This is a genomic window from Pseudotabrizicola sp., assembly GCF_030656345.1.
Classification (GTDB): Bacteria; Pseudomonadota; Alphaproteobacteria; order Rhodobacterales; family Rhodobacteraceae; genus Pseudotabrizicola.
Genome location: NZ_JAUSNR010000031.1, coordinates 1 through 18,953 on the forward strand (window position 1 = coordinate 1; position 18,953 = coordinate 18,953).

Here is an 18,953-nt window from a genome sequence, read left to right on the forward strand (position 1 = left end):
CTGCCCCAGTCGCAGGCCCTGAAATCCGCGGGCTGCGTCGAGATCCATGAAGAGCAAGCATCGGGAGGGAACCGCGCGCGGCCTGTGCTGGCCCGCGTGCTCGAGCGGATCGGCAAGGGCGACACGCTGGTGGTGGTGCGCATCGACCGCCTGGCGCGGTCGCTCTCCCACCTCCTCGAGGTGATCGAACGGCTGGAGGCCAAGAACGCCTTCTTCCGATCGCTCATGGACCCGATCGACACGTCCTCCCCGCAGGGCAAGTTCACCCTCCAGGTCTTGGGCGCCGCCGCCGAGTTTGAGCGTGCCCTGATCCGCGAACGCACCAAGGCGGGGTTGGCCAGCGCACGAACCAAAGGCCGGGTCGGCGGCAATCCGGGCCTGCGCGCCCGTGATCCGGCCGCGCTGCGCAAGGTGCGGCTGGCGCGGCAGGACGGCTATATGGAGCGCCTCAATGAGACGGCGCAAGACTGGGTCCCCCATGTCCGTCGCCTGCGCCCCGATATGGCCTGGGAGGACGTGCTGCGTATCGTCAACGGCCCCTTGCCCCGCGAGCGCCGATGGACCCAAAGCCGCTTGCTACGTGCCGTGAACGCCTATGTGCGCGACGGCTTTCTGCCCGAGACTGTGCTGGCCCGCGCCGGCCGCCGCGAAACCGACGACCGCCTGCCCGCCATCGTCGCCGCCATCAAAGGCGCGGATCCCGACATCACGCTTCAGGCAATCTGCACCCGACTGGAAGCAATGCGCGAGCGCACGCCCCGCGGGCGGACAAGCTGGCAGCCGTCATCCGTGAAGATGCTGCTGGAGAGGGCTGAGAGGCTGGGGCTGCTTGCGTGAAGTCGTGGGAATCGGTCGCGCGATTCTGAAGATCTGCGTTAGGTAGGCATCGACAATACATGTTGTGGCCATGACATCGCGGGCTACGAACTGTTGAAGTGCTCTGCGAACAAGGCCGCCCAAGACGCTGATACTTCACGGTTTTTTCTCGTCAGGAATCTGCCGCCTCAACACCTCTAGGCCGCTCAACGGATTGGGCTGGATTTACTCACCAAAACTGTTAAGGTCTACAAAACAATAAAGACTTGAGGGCAGTGATGAGCGGGATACGGGCATCTCAAAGATTCGATGTCATGTCCAAGCGGCTCGGTAGCCGGTTGCGTGAACATGCGCAGGAGACGTTCCCACCGGATGCCCAGAAGGGTCTCCGTCGCTTCGCGATGCGGGAAGCCGCCGATCTGCTTCGGATCAACCAGAACACCTTCCGCCATCATGTGTCAAATCTCGAAGGCTTTCCGGAAGGCATCCTCGAGGGTGGCAACCGCCGCAGCTTCACTGCCGAGGACATGGTCGAAGCCCAACGCGTCCTTCTTGAGACGGGTAGGATCAAGCCCGATGAACACCCTCACAGAAGAGCCGGCGAACCGTGCCAGGTCGTGACGATCTTCAACCTGAAGGGCGGCAGCGCAAAAACGTCGACCGTTGCTCATGTTGGTCAGCTTCTGGGCCTTCGCGGCTATCGGGTCCTGCTCATCGACCTCGACAGCCAGGCAAGTCTGACAAACCTGTTCGGGGTTACCCCTGAGCTCGATCCGGACATGCCGACCTCCTACGATCTGATCCGATCCGAGGGGCCCCTGCCCGCCTCAGATATCATTCGCAAAACGAACTTCCCGACAGTGGATCTGATCCCGGCCTCCATGGACATCATGGAGTACGAGTTCGAGGTCGCTTTGAGCTTCAGACACGGCGCCACCACCTTCCACAGTCGGATCCGTGAAGCGCTTGAGCCTGTCCTGAGCCGATATGATGTGGTGATCTTCGACACCCCGCCGCAGCTGAACTTCTCGGTGATCTCCGCCCTCTTTGCTTCCACTGGGGTCCTGATCCCGCTCAACGCGTCCATGCTTGATGTGATGTCTCTGGCTAGCTTTCTCGGCATGGCGAGCAACCTGATGGGCGTCGTCGAGGCGCATGCTCCCGAGCACGGCCTGAACTTCGTTCGGGTGCTGATCACCCGGTACGAGAACACCGACGGTCCACAGGTCCAGATCTCTTCTCTGCTTCGAACGGTCCTTGGCGATGCGGTCCTCCCTGCCGAGTTCCTGAAGTCGACGGCGGTAGGTGATGCCGCAAACACCCAGCAGAGCATCTTTGAGGTCGAACCCCGCGACGTGAACCGCAGAACATACGAGCGTGCGATCGAGTCCGTTTCACGCGTGACCGATGAAGTTGAGCGCGAAATCCTCAAGGCATGGGGGCGTAGTCATGGCGCGTAAGGTCTTCGGGGACTCACTCAAGAACGCGATGGGTAAAGCGTCAACGTCGGATGAGGATGCGGATATCGATCTGAAGCGCACGAGCCCAACTGTCGCTCGAGCGCAAGCATCGGTGTTGGAAGAAGACAAACACGCCACGCGCTTGATCGACCCGAGCACTGTGCGAATGTCCGCGGTCATGGATCGCATCGATCCGAGCGATGGCCTCGAGGAGCTCGTCGCGTCGATCCGTGAGCACGGGCAAAAGGTTCCGGTTCTTGTCCGCCGAACCCAAGACGGGGCACTTGAGATCGTCTATGGACGCCGCAGGCTTCTCGCCTGTCGTGAACTTGGTCAGAAAGTGCGCGCCACGGTCATGGAGATGACCGAAGAGGAAGCACTGATCGCCCAGGGCGTAGAGAACAATGCCCGCCAAGACCCCTCGTTTATCGAGAGGGCCCTGTTCGTCGCTGGGATCATTCGGGAACTTGGTAAAACTGACGAGACACGCAAGAACGCCCAGACCATCGCCTATCGGGCACTTCAGATCGACGAGTCGCTCGTCTCGCGGATGAACCGTATCGCCACCGGCATTCCGATGGAGCTGATTCATGCCATCGGACCTGCACATGGCGTTGGTCGGCGGGTCTGGGAGAAGCTTTTCAGGCTGTGCGAGAAGGACGTCGCGAGAGCCAGAGAAGTTGCCCGTGAAATCCCCCGCAACTTGCCAGGCCCGGACCGACTTGACGCAGCGGTCGCGCTGCTCACGGCCACCAAGGCAGCTACACCCAAGGTTGAGCACGGTGAGCGCGTGAAGATCGGCCGCAAAGGCAACCGCATCACCATCGATGTGGACGCTGACCTTGCCCCGCGCGTTGAAGACGCCATCCGAAAGCTGATCAGCGAGCTTCTTGACCGCGGTCAAGATGGCCCAGAGTGACGACCCCGTGTCTTGACCGCGGTCAAGATATCAAGAGCAACGAGCAGAAAACGAAAGGAGGACCGGCTAGAAAAGGAAAGACCCCCCGAAAGCGGTGCTTCCGAAGGGCCTCAATCAGTCTCGACACCTGATTGATACCCCCAAAACGAATCGAGTTCAACACCGCTCGCGGTGACCGGGGAAGCTTTTTCTTCCGAAACACTATGAGACATGTAACCCAAACACGAACCGCCATGGCGGAACCGAGAGCTGTTGCCTGCCCTACTATCTACGAACTTCTGGGACCGGTACGCGCCCTGCGGAAAGAACTTGGCCTGACGAGCAACGACATCACAGTCTTGACGGCCCTGATCAGCTTTCTTCCCCGTGATCGACAAACCACAAGTGGTGAGACCCCACCCAAACTTACCGTTGTGTTCCCCTCCAATGCTTCCTTGTCTGAGCGCGCAAACGGCGTCGATGAGAGAACCCTACGTCGCTGCTTGGGCCGTCTTGACGCAGCCGGCCTCATTGACCGGAAGAACTCGGCAAACGGCAAACGCTTCCCCCTGCGGTATGGCGGCATCATCCGGGACGCGTTTGGGATCGACCTGAACCCACTGATACAGAACCACGACGCACTGGCGGCCGAAGCGTTGAAGGTTGCGGAGAAGCGTGAACGCCTTCGCTCCCTCAGGGCAGAAGCACTAGCACTGCGCGCATCCCTCCTTCAGGACCAGCGCCTCGACGAAGCGCGGTTGTCCTCACTCGGAGCGATCAGGAACATCCTTCGACGAGCAACCCTCACGGTTGATGCAGTCTTGCAGATCATCGGTGATCTCCGAGAACTCGGAGCCAACGCCGCGCAGAGCTACGGAGAGTGCGAGAATTCAAGCGCGCCCGTGGACGAAATCCAATCACGCGACCAAGCCCTCACCCAAGATTGCACGCGCGAAATGTCCGCCAGGAACGGGCAAAATGACCGGCAGATAGAGTCCATAAAAAAAGAACTTATTAAGAAAGACGCGCAGGCAAAGCAGACCAGCGCTGACCAAAAGATTGCGGCGCCCTCCATGAACCGAGACCCTGCAAAAATGTCATGGACAGACTTCACACATGTCTCTGACTTCTTTCCAGACCCACCTCGAACAGGAGAAGCCCTCAACCGCGTTCTCTTCGATATCGGGCGATTGCTTAGAATACGCCAAGAAAAGCTGATGCGTGGCCTCCAGAAAACCGGCGCTGGACGGCTTCTAGTGATCTTAGATTACCTGTTGGGGAAAGGAGAAACGATCAGGCAGCCCGAGGCATACTTTGAAACGATCCTGGGCTAATAGAACATGCAGCTTGGATTTCTTGACCGCGGTCAAGAACGCCGAAGAGAGGGAAAGGTTGGGGGTTTGAGGGGTGACGGGAGGTGAGATCGGGAGAGTGGCTTCCGGCGCCCGTCGTGGAGAAGATCTGATGGCGAAAGCAGCCCAGAAAATCACCCTGTCCCCCTCACGGGACATCCCCTTCGACAAGCTCGTGCTGAGCCAATCCAACGTGCGGCGCATCAAGGCGGGCGTCTCGGTCGAGGAACTTGCAGAGGACATCGGGCGGCGCGGCCTGCTGCAGGGCTTGAACGTCCGGCCCATGCTCGATGCCGAGGGCGTCGAAACCGGGCTGTTCGAAATCCCGGCCGGTGGTCGTCGCTTCCAGGCGCTGTCGCTGCTGGTGAAGCAGAAGCGGCTGGCGAAGTCGGCGCCGATCCCTTGCATTGTGCGGGATGCGGCGTCGGAGATCCTCGCCGAGGACGACTCGCTGGCGGAGAACATGCAGCGCGTCGCCCTGCACCCGCTCGACCAGTTCCGCGCATTCCAGGCCCTGCGCGAGAAGGGTCAGGGCGAGGAAGCGATCGCGGCCGCCTTCTTCGTCACGCCGCAGATCGTCAGGCAGCGCCTGAAGCTCGCCTCCGTGGCCCCTGACCTGCTCGAAGTCTATGCCGAGGAGGGGATGACGCTCGAGCAGCTGATGGCCTTCACGGTGAACCCGGATCACGCGCGTCAGGTGCAGGTCTGGGAGGCTGTGAAGAACTCCTGGAACAAGGAGCCTTACGCGATCCGGCGTATGCTGACCGAGACCTCGGTCCGGGCGTCTGATCGTCGCGCGGTCTTCGTCGGGGTCGATGCCTATGAGGCGGCGGACGGTGTCGTCCTGCGTGATCTCTTCCAGGGCGATGACGGTGGGTGGCTCGAGGACCCTGCCCTTCTCGACCGGTTGGTCACCGAGAAGCTTCAGGCTGAAGCCGAGGCGCTGGTCGCCGAAGGCTGGAAGTGGATCGAGGTGGCGACCGACCTGCCCTATGGCTACAGCCACGGTCTGCGGCGTCTCGCCGGTGAACCCGCGCCGATGGCCGACGAGGAAAGCGCGGCCCACGCTGTGCTCCTCGCCGAGTACCGCGCGTTGGAGGAGGAATACTCCGGCCAAGACGAATACCCCGAGGAGATCGATGCCCGGCTCGGTCAGCTCGAGATGGCGATGGAAGCGCTCGAACAACGGCCTCTGATCTACGATGATGCCGAGATCCCGCGCGCGGGCGTCTTCGTCACACTGGATCGGGACGGCAGTCTCGCGGTCTATCGCGGCTATGTCCGGCCCGAGGACGAGCCGCGCGAGGAGGCCGCGGTCCGAGATGGAGATGGCGCGGATGCGATGGGGCAGGGGGGTGATGCTGGTGGTTCCGACTGGCAAGCGTCGGTGTCGTCCGGGGGCGGCACCGTCATCACCTCGGGAGGTCAGCCAATCGGCGCTGAACCGTCCGAGGAGGACGACGACGGCGCGTTGAAGCCGCTACCCGAGCGGCTGGTCATGGAACTGACGGCCCACCGGACCCTCGCACTGCGCGAAGCCATCGGGCGGTCGCCGGATGTCGCGCTGACGCTCCTGCTCCTGAAGCTGGTGACGGACACCTTCCGTACCTCCTCTGCGACGGGCAGCTGTCTCGAGGCATCGGTGCGTCACGTCTACATGTCGGCGCAGGCGCCCGATCTGAAGGACAGCATCGCTGCCAAGCTGGTCGACGAGCGTCACGCTGGATGGGAGGCCGATCTGCCTCTCGGCGACGATGCCGCGCTCTGGGACTATCTGACGGTCCTCGACCAGGGCAGCCGTCTGGCGCTCCTCGCGCACTGCCTCAGCTTCGGGATCAATGCGCTCCATGAGAAGGTGAACCCATATGGCGCGGGCATCTCCGCCAGCGGCCTGACCCGCCGCATGGCCCATGCTGATTTCGTGGCGCGAGCTGTCGATCTCGACATGGTCGAAGCGGGCTGGGAGCCGACGGTTGATGGCTACCTCAACCGTGTGCCCAAAGCCCGGATCCTCGAGGCCGTGCGCGAGGCGAAGGGGGAGGGGACTGCGCAGCTCCTCGATCACCTGAAGAAGGGCGAGATGGCCACGGAAGCCGAGCGGCTCCTCAAGGGAAGCGGCTGGTTGCCCGAGGTCCTGCGCCGGGCCGATCTGGTGACGTTCGACGGCGAGGCGGTCGGAGAAGGGCAGGGGGAGGACGCTGGCCAGCTCGAAGAGGTCGATCTCCCGGCCTTCCTGATGGCTGATTTGCCCGACGGCAATGCCTCGATGATGGCCGCAGAGTGATCTGAGCCATCTGGGGGCGGGGAAACCCGCCCCTCATTCCAACAAAATACAGTAATATCAATATGATGAATGCGAACGCTCCCATTCGGGATGAGGAAACATGTCTGCAAAAACCATTCTCAACACTGCCCCCCTTGGGGCGCTGATCCGCTACACTGACGGCAGTCCCAAGCCGCCAGCACGCTTCACCAAAAAGCTGGCGACCTGGGAGCGTTCAAACGGCGCCGGTCGTCTTGTGAAAAAGGAACCGCCGCGCGTCTACCCGACATGGACCGCGCCTGCGAGTTTCACACTGCATGAGGGGAACTTCGCCTCGGACGGGGTCATCCTCGTCACCATCATGCGCAGCCATTCAGCGGACAGCCGGTTGGTCTTCGAGGTCGCCGAGGAACCACAGCTGGGGCAGGTCCGCGTGCTTCTGGACTTCGGTGGCAACACCGAGCTCCTGCATCTGGCGGAATCGATCACCGCGGCCGAGCTCTGGATCGCACGAGAGGGCTATCGCAACGCGCGGCTCGAGATCGTCGGTGCCGAGGACGGCGATAGGGCAGGGGACGCAGACCTGGCCGCCTGAGCCCTGACACTGCGTGAGGGGCCTGCCGAAGGGGCGGGCCTCTCACCGACCACACCCTCGTCCCGCGATGACGCGGGGCGCCAGAGGATCCATGCCCCAAGACGGAGGTCTTCAACCAAGAGCCTGCCCGGGAGGCTGGCGGCGTTCCAAGCATCAGCGGGACAACCGGCTCCAGTCGTCAGGGCACCATCCCCCGCTCGCCATTCCCTTCCTTGCCCCGAATCCTGGCATCAAAATCAACCCGCGGGGGGTCGGACTACGGGCGAGCCCGTGCCGCCGGGCGGATTCGGACGAGCCGAACGCACCCGGTGATGTCAGCCAGTATTCGGGCCTTCGAGGTCCTGTCGCGCGGGGGATGGTCCCCCGCCTCCAAGACAGGAGCCCAAAAGATGTCCCGTAAAGATGCACACGCCTTCGCCGCCTCCCTCGCCGCCACGCTCATGGTCTCGATCGTCGTCTTCCAGGCAGGGGATGGAACCTTCGGCGCAGTCCCCGCCGATGAAATCGACGGCGACGAGGTCGTGATCGTCTCGGAGTATGACCCGTTCCAGATTATGGCCCGCTGAGGGCCATGACGCCTGCAAGCCCTTGTTGCGCCGAGCTTTTCGCTCGGCGCTACGCACTTGGAAGTGCGCATAATCAGAGGCTTTTCAAGAAAGCCAAGAGATTGTCCGGTGCTTTGTACCGTGCCCGACCAACGTCTGCTGGCTGAAGGCGAAGCAGGGCTTCTTCCTTCATCACCATATCCGCCGATAGATAGACGTGCGTTGTCGTTGGGCTTTCGTGCCCGAGCCAGAGCGCGATGACGGAAATGTCGACACCGGATTGCAGCAGGTGCATGGTATCTGTCCGGTTTCCCCGCTCTGACGACGTGATGGAGTGCCTGCTAGATGTCCACCATCGGAAGTGGACATCTTGAGGTAAGCGATGGCGGGCAAGAAGGGCCAGAAGAAGCGGGTCTGGTCAGACGAAGAGAAGCTGTCGATCTGCGCGCAGGCGCGGGTTTCTGGTGTCTCGGTTGCGCAGGTTGCGCGGCGCTACGCGATGAACACCAACCTGATCCATAAATGGCTTCGCGATCCTCGGTTTACATCAGAGGATCAGGCTGCGGATTTGTCGGTGCCTGAAGGAGTAACCTTTCTCCCAGTCGAGGTTGCGGGCATGGAGCCTGTCCCGGCAGCACCCGTTTTGCCCACTCCTTCGGTAGGCTCCATCACTGCGCAGCGTGTGGACATCACGTTGTCGGATGGTCGGCGGATATTGGTGGAGGGTGCCACCGCGCTGTCAGCGATCGTGGCGATGGTCGAGGCACTGGCGCAATGATCCCGGTGCCAAGCAACACGCGGGTATGGCTGGCGGCCGGCGTCACGGACATGCGACGCGGTTTCAATACGCTGGCGGCACAGGCCGAACAGGTTCTGGCCGAGGACCCGTATTCGGGCCACATGTTCGTCTTCCGTGGTCGCCGGGGTGATCTTTTGAAGATCATTTGGTGGGATTCTCAGGGGGCCTGCCTGTTTACAAAGCGGCTGGAACGGGGCCGGTTTGTCTGGCCTGCTGCCAAGGAAGGTAAAGTCAGTCTAAGCCCATCACAAGTGTCGATGTTGCTCGAAGGGATCGACTGGCGGACCCCACAAAAAACCTGGCGACCGCTGGTCGCGGGGTGAGGCAAAGTCTCAACAAAACATAGGATTTAGCGCAGTTTTGCGTTCCCTCTTATGGGGCGATCCGGTATAAATTATGCCATGCTGGAGGCCTTCAAATCCCTGCCTGAAGATCCTGATGAGCTGCGCGCGATCAGCGTGCAGATGGCCCAGCATATCCAGTCTCAAGCCTACCAGATCGAGAAGCTGAAGGCTGAGCTTCATGGTCACCGCAAGGCGCGTTTTGGCACGAAGTCAGAGGGCATAGACCAATTGGCGCTGGATCTGCCGGAAGACGACGAGATCGCGCAGGCCGCAAAGGATCAACTCACCGGGCAACCACCCGGTGATGAAGAGACCCCGACCAACAAGCGCCAGCACAGCCGCAAGCCACTGCCAGATCATCTGGATCGGCACGATGAGGTCTTGTCGCCCGGTGAAGCATGCACTGGATGCGGCGGCACCCTGCGCCAGGTGGGCGAGGATATCACCCAAGAGCTGGATTATATCCCAGGTCACTTCGTTGTGCGTCGCTTCATCCGCCCGCGCATGGCCTGCACCTGCTGTGAAGCTTTCGCCCAAGCCCCATTGCCATCGCGCCTGATCGAGCGCGGGCGACCCGGACCCGGCCTCGTGGCGCACATGCTGGTCGGCAAATATTGTGATCACCTGCCGCTTGAGCGGCAATCCAAGATCTACGCCCGCGAAGGGGTTGATTTGCACCGCTCCACGCTCAGCGACTGGGTTGGGCGCACGACGGCACTGCTGGAGCCTCTGGCCGAGCATATCGGCAAACTGGTCCGGGCGGGGCCAGCCCTGTTTGCAGACGATACCCCCGTAAAACTGCAAGTGCGCGCCAACACTACAAAAACCAAAACGGCCCGGCTCTGGAGTTACGTCCGGGACGAACGCCCGTGGTGCGGGGCAGCACCCCCCTGCGCCTGGTATCAGTTCAGTGTCGATCGGAAGGGCGAGCACCCCGCCAACCATCTCGCGGGCTATACGGGCACGGTCCATGCCGATGGATTTGCCGGGTTCAACGGCTTGTTCGGCAAAGGCAAAGCCGATGAGCAAGCCTGCATGGTCCATGTGCGCCGCAAATTTGTCGACGAGGTCGAGCGCACCGGTTCCCCCATTGCCCAACAGGCGATCAAGCAGATTGCACAGCTCTATGCTGTGGAGAAGGAGACGCGGGGCAAATCCCCGGAAGAGCGTGTGACCCTGCGGCAGGCCAACGCCAAGCTGGTCTTTGATGAGTTAGAGCTTTGGCTGCAGGCGCAGCTGCGCAAGATCTCCGGTAAAACCAAGCTGGCCGAAGCGATCCGCTACGCGCTGAACCGCATGCCAAAAGCGCGCGGCTATCTCAGCGACGGGCGTCTCGAGCTGGATAACAACACCTGTGAGCGCTCGATCAGGCCTATTGCCCTTGGAAGGAAGAATTATCTGTTCATGGGGTCAATCGGCGGCGGCAAAGCTGCCGCAATCGCCTACACACTCATCGAAACCGCCAAGATGAACGATGTCGACCCCGAAGCGTGGCTCACATGGGTCCTCCAGCGCCTGCCTGATCACAAGATCAATCGCATCGAAGATCTCATGCCGTGGAACTGGCAGGCCGAAAACGCCTGAAACCGCGCCGACACCGGACGGATACGGTGCATGGCTGTCGAGTGTCGGATGATGTGCGGCGACACCGTGCGCTTGGAGAGTTCGGGATGTGCCACCGCGGCCTTGCCCACTGCAAGCTCCAGCCGCCTCGCGATGCTGGATCGTGTCAGCGGCTTGCCCGTCGCACTTGGAAATAGGGGCCTGCTTCCGTCCCGCTGGTCAATTTGATCCACCCATTTGCGGAGCGTGGCTGCTGTCTGCAGCCAAAGAGGAACACTGCGTTGTTTGCGGCCCTTCCCCTTGAGATGTACGACTGAACTCGGCCCGAGGACCAAGTCATCCAGGCGCAAAACGGCGACCTCGGAGACCCGTGCCCCGGTGTTATACATCAGCATGAGCATCGCGCGATCACGCTGTCCGGTCCACGTGGCAGGATCAGGCGCGTTCAGGATCGCGTCAATCTCGGCTTTCGAAAGGAAGCCGACGAGGGGTTTGTCATGGCGCTTCATCGGAATCGCAAGGACCTGCTCAATCGTTGCCAAAGCCCCGAAGTCATGGTGTGCGGCGTATTTGAGAAAAGCCCTGATTGACGCAAGCCGAGCGTTCCGGCTGCGCACGCTATTCCCTCTGACCTTCTCGAGATGGTCGAGGAACCCGAGGATCAGGGCAGCATTCATGTCGCCCATGGTCAGGTCTGTCGGGGCTTTCCTGATGTCGACCTGCGCAAACTGCAGGAGCAGTTGGAAAGTGTCACGATAGGCCGCGATCGTGTGGCGGCTGACAGCCTTTTGTTGGCCAAGGTGGTCGACGAAGAACTTCTGCAGCAGCTTCGCAAATGATGGTTTCTGGGCTCGATCAAGCATGGCTGTTCTCCTCCATGACGCAGATCGTTCGCTCGAAGCGCGCACTGGTCAGCGCCATCAGTTCGGGAATAGCCTCCATGTACCAATAGGTGCTGACCGGCTTGGCGTGCCCGACATAGGTCGAAAGCGCGAGAACGGCGTTGTCTATGTCGACGCCTTCATCGAGCCAGATCATCAATCTTCGACAGACGAAGGTGTGCCGCAGGTCATGGATCCGGACCCGAGCGTGCCCTCCCCTTGGCCGGATCTCGTTGATCACGGGCAATCGCGAGAAAGCGTATAGGACATTGGAATACGGTACCGGCCGTCCGTCGCCATGAAGTGAAAACAGATGCGTCTCCTTCCCTGCGGCCACAGCCTGCCCGCGTGCTGAAACGAACGCTTCCAGCGCCTGGATTGTCGTGGGATGGAGAGGGACCAACCGGCTTGTTCCGAACTTGCTGGCCTTGATGGTTAACTGACCATGTCCAAGATCGGTGTCGGCGAGGCGCAAGGCCAATGCCTCGGATATCCGCAAGCCGGTTGAGGCGAGCAGGCCGAACAGTGTCGAAAGAAGCGCGGGGCGCAAAGCCGGTGTTGCCATCAGCTGGCCAGCTTCCTCGACAATCCTGCGGACCTCATCGGCCGAATATATGTGGGGCGCCAGCCGCCGTGTCTTGCGTCCGAATGGACTTCCGAGCGGAAAGCTGGTGGCAGGGTCAAGCTCCGACAGATAACGCGAAAACGGACGCAGCGCTTCGAGGCGACGTGCCCAGGTGAACGGGTCGGCATGTGCGGCGCCCTCGCGTGCCCATCTCAGACAAAGGTCCGCGGTCATCGGCCAGGTATGGCCGCAATCCGCGGAAAATCTTGCAAATGATGATACGTGATTATCGGCGTTCGTGGGGATGAACCCGTGGCGGTAGCGGCCATCAAGATATGCGGCTGCGGCCTGTGTGAGAGTCCTGTTCATTGTGCGCCTCCCGGCCATGCCAGTGACACCTTGGACAACCATGCGCTGTCCAGCTTGGTATAAATCACTGTCGTATCGAGGCTGCGATGGCCCATGACGTCCGCTATAACGGGCATTGGTGTACCCCTCGCCAGAAGCCGTGTTGCCAGGGTGTGGCGGAGAATATGAACCCGGGTGCGATCCCAGCCCAGACGACGGTAGGCGGCCAGCATCGTCGTCTGAACGGCGCGTCGTCCTATCGGTTCACCGATAGGTGGCCTGTGTCGGACGAAAATGTTGAGGCAAGCGGGCGCAGGGCGCTCATGCAGGATGTAGTCTGCGATCGCCTTACCAGTCGCTTCCAGCAGCGGCAGAATATCTGCACGGCGTCCTTTGCGATGGGTGACCCGGATCGTACCGCGCTGCCAGTCGATGTCTTCAAGGGTCAGTCCGGCCACCTCGGAAGAGCGCATACCAAGATCGATCAGGCATCTGGCGATTGCGAACGCGCGCCGGCACTGAGGAAAGTCAGCACTGAACGACTGCAGCAGCGCGTCGACTTCGACGTCCTTGAGAACGTCTGGCAGGGTGGAAGGCTTGGGTCGCGGGGGGCGCGGCAAACCTGCAAGCAAAGGTGTGACGTCATCGCCGATCAACTGGCGATACCGCAGGAAGCAGCGGATCGCGCCAGACAGCCCACGTGCGCAACTTGCGCTGCGGGTGCCGTCCCCGATGATAAAGCGCGACACATCTGACCCTGAAATGACCACTATATCAATGGATTGGGCACCAACAGTGGCTATGAGAAAACGCTTGATAATCCGGCACCGCGCTGCCCGTGTGCTTTCGGAATAGCCCCAGACCTCTCGCATCTTCGCGTCGAAGCGCGAAAGCTCCGCATCCATTGGCGTCAGGGTCCGCGTCACAGCGAACCCAGTGCCCTCCATGACCCGCCGGAGCAGATGCAGGGCTGCGCGATTTGTGTGTGTGTCGCCGCGCGTATGACGATCACACTCGCAAGACGGCATGTGATCGGCGAGAAACTGTCGGATGTGCCGATCCCGGACCTCTCCAAGGGCAACGCCTTTGGTTTTGAGCCAGTCGCCGAAATGGAAAACGGTTGCGAAGTACAGCGCTTGCACCTTGGGCGCATACTTCCCTTCGCTCAAGCGTTGCCGATAGGCTCCAAACACCGGGGCAAGCAAATTGCCCGGGTCGTCCTTCAACATGAATTTGCGTTTGCCTGGTCGCATGTTCGATCTCCTTTGCTACGAAGATCGCAGTGAAGCCCGCGATTATGCGCACTTCCAAGTGCGTAGCGCCGAGCGAAAAGCTCGGCGCGACAAGGGCTTGCAGGCGTCATGGCCCTCAGCGGGCCATAATCTGGAACGGGTCATACTCCGAGTTATGTGGCTGTCCGCATAACTCGGAATACGATCCCTTCGGGTGAGGCTTCGGCCTCACTTCCCGAGGGCCTGGCGCAAAAGTGGCTATCGCCGACAGATGGCCTGCTCTACAGAACAGTCCTAAGTGCAGAAAAAATATAAGAAAATAGCTCTCCTATAAGAAAGCTTTCCTACGTTTCTGCAATTTTCTTCAAACTATGACGTCGCCGGGGATGCGTCAGACTTCAAGGCCAATGCTCCCGATCTTTCACATGGGCATTTGGAGCATCTGTTGGCAATCTGACGGATGCCTGAAATCCAGAAGTTTCACCGGGACGTGGTGACTGGAGCAAGAGAGAGGTTTCGATCCGTTCTGCGATGGCTGAGACGATAGCGAGGCCAAGCCCGCTACCATCAGTTTTTGCATCTGCCCTCTCGAAGCGCCCTGTCAGGCGTTCGAGTGTTTCGGTTGCTACCGCGGGGCCCTCGTTCGCCACGATCAACTGCCCGTCGCTCGTGAGTGTAACCTCGACTGGGGCATTCTGCGCCCCGTGGCGTAGGGCGTTTTCCACCAGATTCCGGCACAGAATTCCCAATGCGTCGGGGTCGATATCAGACAAGACAGGCGTGTCCGGCAAGTTCAACATAAGGCGCCCGTTCTCTGTGCTGCGCGCAATATCTTCCACCACGACCCGAATGATGGTTCTGACATCAGCGCTCTGGTCCATCCGAAGTCTACCGCCTTCGGCCCGCGCAAGCTGCAGGAGACGCTCGGAAAGCCGAGTGAGACGCTTGAGCGTCGCCTCGATCTCGGCGGCACGGGCGTCGATGGTCGGATCTTTGGTCTCTGACCGCAGTCGCTGCGCCTGGGCGATAGCGCCCGCCAATGGTGTCCTTAGTTCATGAGCCGCATTGGCTGCAAAACTTCGCTCAGCCTCGAACGCGTCGCGCAACCGAGCCAAAAGGCTGTTCATGGTTGCGGCCAGCGGTCCGATTTCGGTCGGCAGGTCGGCCGCGGGTACTTCTGACAGGTCGCGCACGCCGCGCACTTCAAGCCGCGTACGGAACCGATGGAGAGGGGCGAGGCTGAAGCGCACAGCGAGAATAATCGACGCGAGCGCCAACGGCAGCACGACCAGCAGCGGCAGGCCGAGGCTCATCTGGATTTCCCGAGCAACCGAAGCGCGATGCGCCAACGGTTCGGCCACGGTGATGCTGATCGTCCCCTGGAGCACCGCGTCGCTGTAGAGGCGATGTGTGGCGTTCTGCCCAAATCCCGGACCATCGTATGGAGGGAACACGGCAGGGTCCGCCGCATGGGATTGCAGCAAAATGCGTCCCTCGGCATCGCGTACGATGTAGGTGAAGAACTCGTCATGCTCACGGATCGGCGCGAGGCGCTGCGTCATACCCTGATCTTCCCGCCCGACGATGTCGGTCACGGCCAGCGGCAGGATGCGCTCGGCGGTTTCGCGCAGGGCGCTGTCGAAGACCTCATCCATCTCGCCCCGAACGATCACCGCGGTAACCGTGGCGGCGGCGAGCCAGAGAATCGTCAGCACAAGGCCGAGTGACAAGCCGAGCCGTACCTGAAGGCTGGATGGCCACATCATGGCTTGCCCAGCCGGTAACCCATGCCGCGCTCGGTCTCAATGATGGCGCTCCCCAGTTTCTTGCGCAGGCGGCTCACGTGCACCTCGATGGTGTTGCTCTCGACTTCGGCGTCGAAAGCGTAGAGCTTCTCCTCCAACTGCGCCTTGGACAGGAGTTGCCCGGGACGCGCCAGGAAGGCCTCGAAGAGCGCCCATTCCCGCGCCGTCAGCGGCACATGTCTGCCATCCCGATGGACGCTGCGCGCGGCAAGGTCGATGTCGAGCGGTCCGTGGGTCAGGATCGGGTTGGGGTTGCCGCTGTAGCGCCGCGCGACCGATCCGATCCGTGCCGACAGTTCCGACAGGTCGAAGGGCTTCACAAGATAGTCGTCAGCGCCCGCATTGAGGCCTTCGATCCTATCGGACACCTGGTCGAGCGCCGTCAGGATGATGACCGGCGTCACGTCTCCACGCGTCCTGAGGCCCTTGAGGAACCCGATACCACGTCCGTCTGGCAGCATGAGGTCGAGCAAGAGCAGGTCGTAGGAGGTTGCGCTCATCGCGTCTGCCGCCGCGTCTAGCCGCGTGACCCAGTCTACTGACTGGCCATCAGCTGCGATCTGGTCGCGCACGGCAGCGCCAAGAGTCGTGTCGTCCTCGATCAGCAATATGCGCATGGTCGTACCCGTCCTTTCCTGATGTCCCTCCATGATCCGTCTGGCTGACACGAAGCTGAAGCTTGTGGGTCGAGCCCCTTCAGGCTGCCGTCAGCTTCGCGGCGCATGAATGGCATCAAGAGGCGAGCCACTAGGAGTGTGCCCCATGAAGAAGACATTGACAATTATCGGCTTTCTCGCGGTCTTTCCGGTCGGCGCGGCGCTGGCTGACGACGATTGCTTCGTGCCGATGGCCGACTGGCAGCCGCGCGATGCTGTTGCCATGCTGGCTGAGGAAAATGGTTGGACGGTGCGCCGGATCAAGATCGATGACGGCTGCTACGAGATCGATGGGAGGGATGCCGAGGGGCGTGCGATCGAGGTGACTGTCCACCCGGCCACGCTGGAGGTAATCGAGTTCGAATACGAGGACGACGAGGATGATCGCCGCGAGCGGGATCACGAGAGACGCGACGATGACTGATGCAGCGCGTCGCGACGGTAATGTCCCGGTGCCGGGCCTGCCGCCACACTCCCGGCTTTCCCTAAACTCTCCTCTAGCTCTGACGGGCCCGGTGCTGGTTGCGTTGCCATGCCTGCTGGCGGCACTGATCGGGTTCAACACCTATGCGCCCTATGGCGCGGATGCAGCACTTGGCATTGCCGTCGGGGCCGCGGCAGTTGTCGCGATGGCACAGACCCTGATCCTCGCCGCACGGCCGCCGCTGGTGGAACCATTGTTCGGCGGTCTCGATCGCATGTACCGGGTCCACAAGTGGCTTGGTATTTCCGCAATGGTCCTGATGATCCTGCACCAGCAGATCGAGCCGGATTTCGAGCGTTTGGTGCGTGAAACCTCCCTTGGTGAACTTGGTGAAGGGGCGGGCGAACTTGCCTTCAACGCGCTTCTCGCCCTGGTTGCTGTCAGCTGGTTCCGGAGATTGCCCTTCACCCCACTGGAAATCCCCTATCAGATCTGGCGGTTCAGCCATCGTTTCATGGGGGCCCTTTTTGCAATCGTGGTCTTTCACCAGTTCTTCGTCGACATGCCGACAGAGGTAGATCCATCGCTCTCGGTGCTTCTGAACACATTCGGCATCGCCGGAGTGATCGCGTGGATATTTACCGAGCTGGTCGCCCCGCACCTGCGGCGTAGAGAATTCACCGTCACAGAGATCAGCCAGACCAAGGATACCACCACGCTAACCCTCCGCCCCGAGGGGCAGGCCATGCGGTGGCGGCCGGGGCAATTCGCCTTCTTCCGCGCGCCAGAGGCAGGACTGTCCGAGCCGCACCCCTTCACGATCGCCAGCGCCCCGCGCCCTGACGGCACCCTGACGTTCTCCATCCGGGGCTTGGGTGGCTGGACACGAAGCCTGCCCGCCATCTTGCGGACCGGAACGCGCGTGCAGGTCGAAGGGCCATATGGACGGTTCAATTTCCGCAAGGGCGGTGCGCGCCAGATATGGCTGGCGGGCGGCATCGGTATCACGCCGTTCCTCGCCTGGGCGGAAAGCCTGAGCGAAGCGGATAGCCGCGACATTCACCTCATCCACTGCGTTCGGACACAAGAGGAGGCGATTGGGGTAGATACGCTGCGCGCTGCGGCTGCCCGCAACCCGAGGTTCAGTTTCGAGGTCGTCGTCACGACGCGCGATGGCAGGCTCACGGCCGAGCGCCTGATCGGCGCGGTCCCTTTCGCGATCCGGCAAGCCGATCTGTGGTTCTGCGGCCCAACCGGTCTGAAGGACGGGATTCTCAAGGGCTTGAAAGCAAAGGGCCAAACGCCTCGCCGTGTCCGCTTCGAGCAGTTCGAATTCGCCTGAACGCGGGGCAGGGCGCATAGCCATGCCAGCCCTGTAGCCTGCGCTTGCATCTTTTTGGCCCCGCCCTCATCGGCGGGGCCATTTTCCTGACGGCAAGCTGAAGCAGGAATCGCTGGGGCTTCAGGAAGCCCTCAGGTCGACGCGCCAGATTGGTCTCATCAGACGAAAGGAGACCTTGCCATGAAAAAGACCCTGACCCTTCTCGCAGCGACAACGGCGCTGACCGCCGCCATCGGCGTTCCTGCCTGGAGCGCGATGCAGGCCCCGGCCGACAGCATGCTTCGGCCCGTTGCCGCGCTCTTTGATGACGCCTCACAAGACATGCCTCTCATTCCCGCAAGCGACGATGACGACGACGACCGCTGGCGGGACGGTTCGCGTCGCGGACACGACGACGACGATGACGAAGACGATGATGACTGCGACGACGATGATGACGACGACGAATGCCGCGGTGGCGCCCGCAATCCCGCGCCCGCCGGCACGGTCGCTCCTCCGCAGAACGGCCTCTTCGGAAACGGCGCCCTTCCGCAGGTTCAGGTGAACTGAGCCGCTTCGCAGCCCCTCTCCGAACAAGGATCCATACGATGAAATCACTTCTCGCAACGCTCGCGCTGACCACCGCACTCACGCTTCCCGGCCTCGCTATGGCACGGCCCGTGACGCTCACAACCACCCTTAACAACTATGGCGGCGACGGCGCTTACCTCGCGCTTTACGTTACCGACGCCTCGGGCGCCTATGTCGGCAGTCTCTGGATGGCCGGAGACAAGTCCAAGTACTACGAGCATCTTAGCGACTGGTACCGTGCCACGGGCGGCGATACCGCGCAGGTAAACGGTATCACCGGCGCCAGCGTTGGCGCGGGCCGCAGTCTCGAGATCACGCTCGATCTGGCCGACGCGCTGTTCGATGCGGGCTACACGCTTCACATAGACGCGGCGGTCGAGGATATGCGCGACAGCCCGACCGAGGTGGCTGTGCCGCTTACGTCCGATGGTGCGGGCACTCCGGTGACCGGGCGGCGCTACATCGCCAACTTCTCCTACGACATGTAAGGGGCAG

General features: G+C 61.5%; 20 protein-coding genes. 14 read left to right on the forward strand and 6 right to left on the reverse strand.

Features of this window, described 5'->3' with window-relative positions; translation table 11 throughout:
• From Q7J44_RS17690 to Q7J44_RS17720, 7 genes are all read left to right on the forward strand, one after another.
• Nucleotides 1–837, forward strand: an 837-nt coding sequence (locus tag Q7J44_RS17690; RefSeq protein WP_304882172.1) for a recombinase family protein, incomplete at its 5' end; no start/stop codon positions are given.
• A 293-nt stretch (nucleotides 838–1,130) separates the two neighbouring features.
• Nucleotides 1,131–2,276, forward strand: coding sequence for a plasmid partitioning protein RepA (gene repA / locus Q7J44_RS17695; RefSeq protein WP_159441474.1), 1,146 nt, complete (start codon nucleotides 1,131–1,133; stop codon nucleotides 2,274–2,276).
• The gene (locus tag Q7J44_RS17700) at nucleotides 2,266–3,195 is read left to right on the forward strand and encodes a ParB/RepB/Spo0J family partition protein (RefSeq protein WP_304882177.1); all 930 of its coding nucleotides are present in this window, start codon (nucleotides 2,266–2,268) and stop codon (nucleotides 3,193–3,195) included. Before repA ends, Q7J44_RS17700 begins: the two co-directional genes overlap by 11 nt.
• Before the next feature lie 203 nt (nucleotides 3,196–3,398).
• Nucleotides 3,399–4,508 (forward strand): helix-turn-helix domain-containing protein, encoded by a 1,110-nt coding sequence (locus Q7J44_RS17705; protein WP_304882179.1) that lies wholly within the window; start codon nucleotides 3,399–3,401, stop codon nucleotides 4,506–4,508.
• Between the two features lie 130 nt (nucleotides 4,509–4,638).
• Nucleotides 4,639–6,810 carry a ParB/RepB/Spo0J family partition protein gene (locus tag Q7J44_RS17710; protein ID WP_304882180.1) on the forward strand — a complete coding sequence of 724 codons (2,172 nt, stop codon included), beginning with the start codon at nucleotides 4,639–4,641 and terminating at the stop codon, nucleotides 6,808–6,810.
• 100 nt (nucleotides 6,811–6,910) lie between these two features.
• Nucleotides 6,911–7,384 carry a hypothetical protein gene (locus Q7J44_RS17715; RefSeq protein ID WP_304882182.1) on the forward strand — a complete coding sequence of 158 codons (474 nt, stop codon included), beginning with the start codon at nucleotides 6,911–6,913 and terminating at the stop codon, nucleotides 7,382–7,384.
• A gap of 389 nt (nucleotides 7,385–7,773) precedes the next feature.
• Nucleotides 7,774–7,950 (forward strand): hypothetical protein, encoded by a 177-nt coding sequence (locus Q7J44_RS17720; protein WP_288996053.1) that lies wholly within the window; start codon nucleotides 7,774–7,776, stop codon nucleotides 7,948–7,950.
• Nucleotides 7,951–8,023: 73 nt separating this feature from the next.
• Here Q7J44_RS17720 and Q7J44_RS17725 read toward each other — a convergent pair whose 3' ends face one another.
• On the reverse strand, nucleotides 8,024–8,224 hold the full coding sequence (locus Q7J44_RS17725) for a hypothetical protein (protein WP_304882188.1): 201 nt from the start codon (nucleotides 8,222–8,224) through the stop codon (nucleotides 8,024–8,026).
• Between the two features lie 87 nt (nucleotides 8,225–8,311).
• Between Q7J44_RS17725 and Q7J44_RS17730 the strand changes: the two genes are divergently transcribed.
• From Q7J44_RS17730 to Q7J44_RS17740, 3 genes are all read left to right on the forward strand, one after another.
• Entirely contained in the window at nucleotides 8,312–8,707 is a 396-nt protein-coding gene (locus Q7J44_RS17730) for a transposase (RefSeq protein ID WP_304882189.1), read from the forward strand.
• The gene (gene tnpB / locus Q7J44_RS17735) at nucleotides 8,704–9,051 is read left to right on the forward strand and encodes an IS66 family insertion sequence element accessory protein TnpB (protein ID WP_135515593.1); all 348 of its coding nucleotides are present in this window, start codon (nucleotides 8,704–8,706) and stop codon (nucleotides 9,049–9,051) included. The genes Q7J44_RS17730 and tnpB overlap by 4 nt, the downstream gene beginning before the upstream one ends.
• Nucleotides 9,052–9,129: 78 nt before the next feature.
• A complete protein-coding gene (locus Q7J44_RS17740) occupies nucleotides 9,130–10,656 on the forward strand; it encodes an IS66 family transposase (RefSeq protein ID WP_304882192.1) in 1,527 nt (508 codons plus the stop codon).
• On the opposite strand, the gene Q7J44_RS17745 is transcribed toward Q7J44_RS17740, so the two are convergent.
• The 5 genes from Q7J44_RS17745 to Q7J44_RS17765 all read right to left on the reverse strand — a co-directional run bounded on the left by Q7J44_RS17745 (nucleotide 10,596) and on the right by Q7J44_RS17765 (nucleotide 16,083).
• On the reverse strand, nucleotides 10,596–11,498 hold the full coding sequence (locus Q7J44_RS17745; protein WP_304882194.1) for a tyrosine-type recombinase/integrase: 903 nt from the start codon (nucleotides 11,496–11,498) through the stop codon (nucleotides 10,596–10,598). The genes Q7J44_RS17740 and Q7J44_RS17745 overlap by 61 nt on opposite strands.
• Complete coding sequence (locus tag Q7J44_RS17750) at nucleotides 11,491–12,450, reverse strand: tyrosine-type recombinase/integrase (protein WP_304882196.1); 960 nt, start codon at nucleotides 12,448–12,450, stop codon at nucleotides 11,491–11,493. The genes Q7J44_RS17745 and Q7J44_RS17750 overlap by 8 nt, the downstream gene beginning before the upstream one ends.
• A complete protein-coding gene (locus tag Q7J44_RS17755; RefSeq protein WP_304882198.1) occupies nucleotides 12,447–13,682 on the reverse strand; it encodes a tyrosine-type recombinase/integrase in 1,236 nt (411 codons plus the stop codon). Before Q7J44_RS17755 ends, Q7J44_RS17750 begins: the two co-directional genes overlap by 4 nt.
• A gap of 377 nt (nucleotides 13,683–14,059) precedes the next feature.
• A complete protein-coding gene (locus tag Q7J44_RS17760; RefSeq protein ID WP_304882200.1) occupies nucleotides 14,060–15,427 on the reverse strand; it encodes an ATP-binding protein in 1,368 nt (455 codons plus the stop codon).
• Nucleotides 15,424–16,083, reverse strand: a complete 660-nt coding sequence (locus tag Q7J44_RS17765; RefSeq protein ID WP_009503873.1) for a response regulator transcription factor — start codon at nucleotides 16,081–16,083, stop codon at nucleotides 15,424–15,426. The genes Q7J44_RS17760 and Q7J44_RS17765 overlap by 4 nt, the downstream gene beginning before the upstream one ends.
• A gap of 145 nt (nucleotides 16,084–16,228) precedes the next feature.
• Between Q7J44_RS17765 and Q7J44_RS17770 the strand changes: the two genes are divergently transcribed.
• From Q7J44_RS17770 to Q7J44_RS17785, 4 genes are all read left to right on the forward strand, one after another.
• Nucleotides 16,229–16,546, forward strand: a complete 318-nt coding sequence (locus tag Q7J44_RS17770) for a PepSY domain-containing protein (RefSeq protein WP_043872236.1) — start codon at nucleotides 16,229–16,231, stop codon at nucleotides 16,544–16,546.
• The gene (locus tag Q7J44_RS17775) at nucleotides 16,503–17,888 is read left to right on the forward strand and encodes a ferredoxin reductase family protein (protein WP_304882212.1); all 1,386 of its coding nucleotides are present in this window, start codon (nucleotides 16,503–16,505) and stop codon (nucleotides 17,886–17,888) included. Before Q7J44_RS17770 ends, Q7J44_RS17775 begins: the two co-directional genes overlap by 44 nt.
• Nucleotides 17,889–18,068: 180 nt before the next feature.
• Entirely contained in the window at nucleotides 18,069–18,437 is a 369-nt protein-coding gene (locus Q7J44_RS17780; protein ID WP_304882213.1) for a hypothetical protein, read from the forward strand.
• Between the two features lie 38 nt (nucleotides 18,438–18,475).
• Complete coding sequence (locus Q7J44_RS17785; protein ID WP_304882215.1) at nucleotides 18,476–18,946, forward strand: DUF2271 domain-containing protein; 471 nt, start codon at nucleotides 18,476–18,478, stop codon at nucleotides 18,944–18,946.
• Nucleotides 18,947–18,953: the final 7 nt, after the last annotated feature.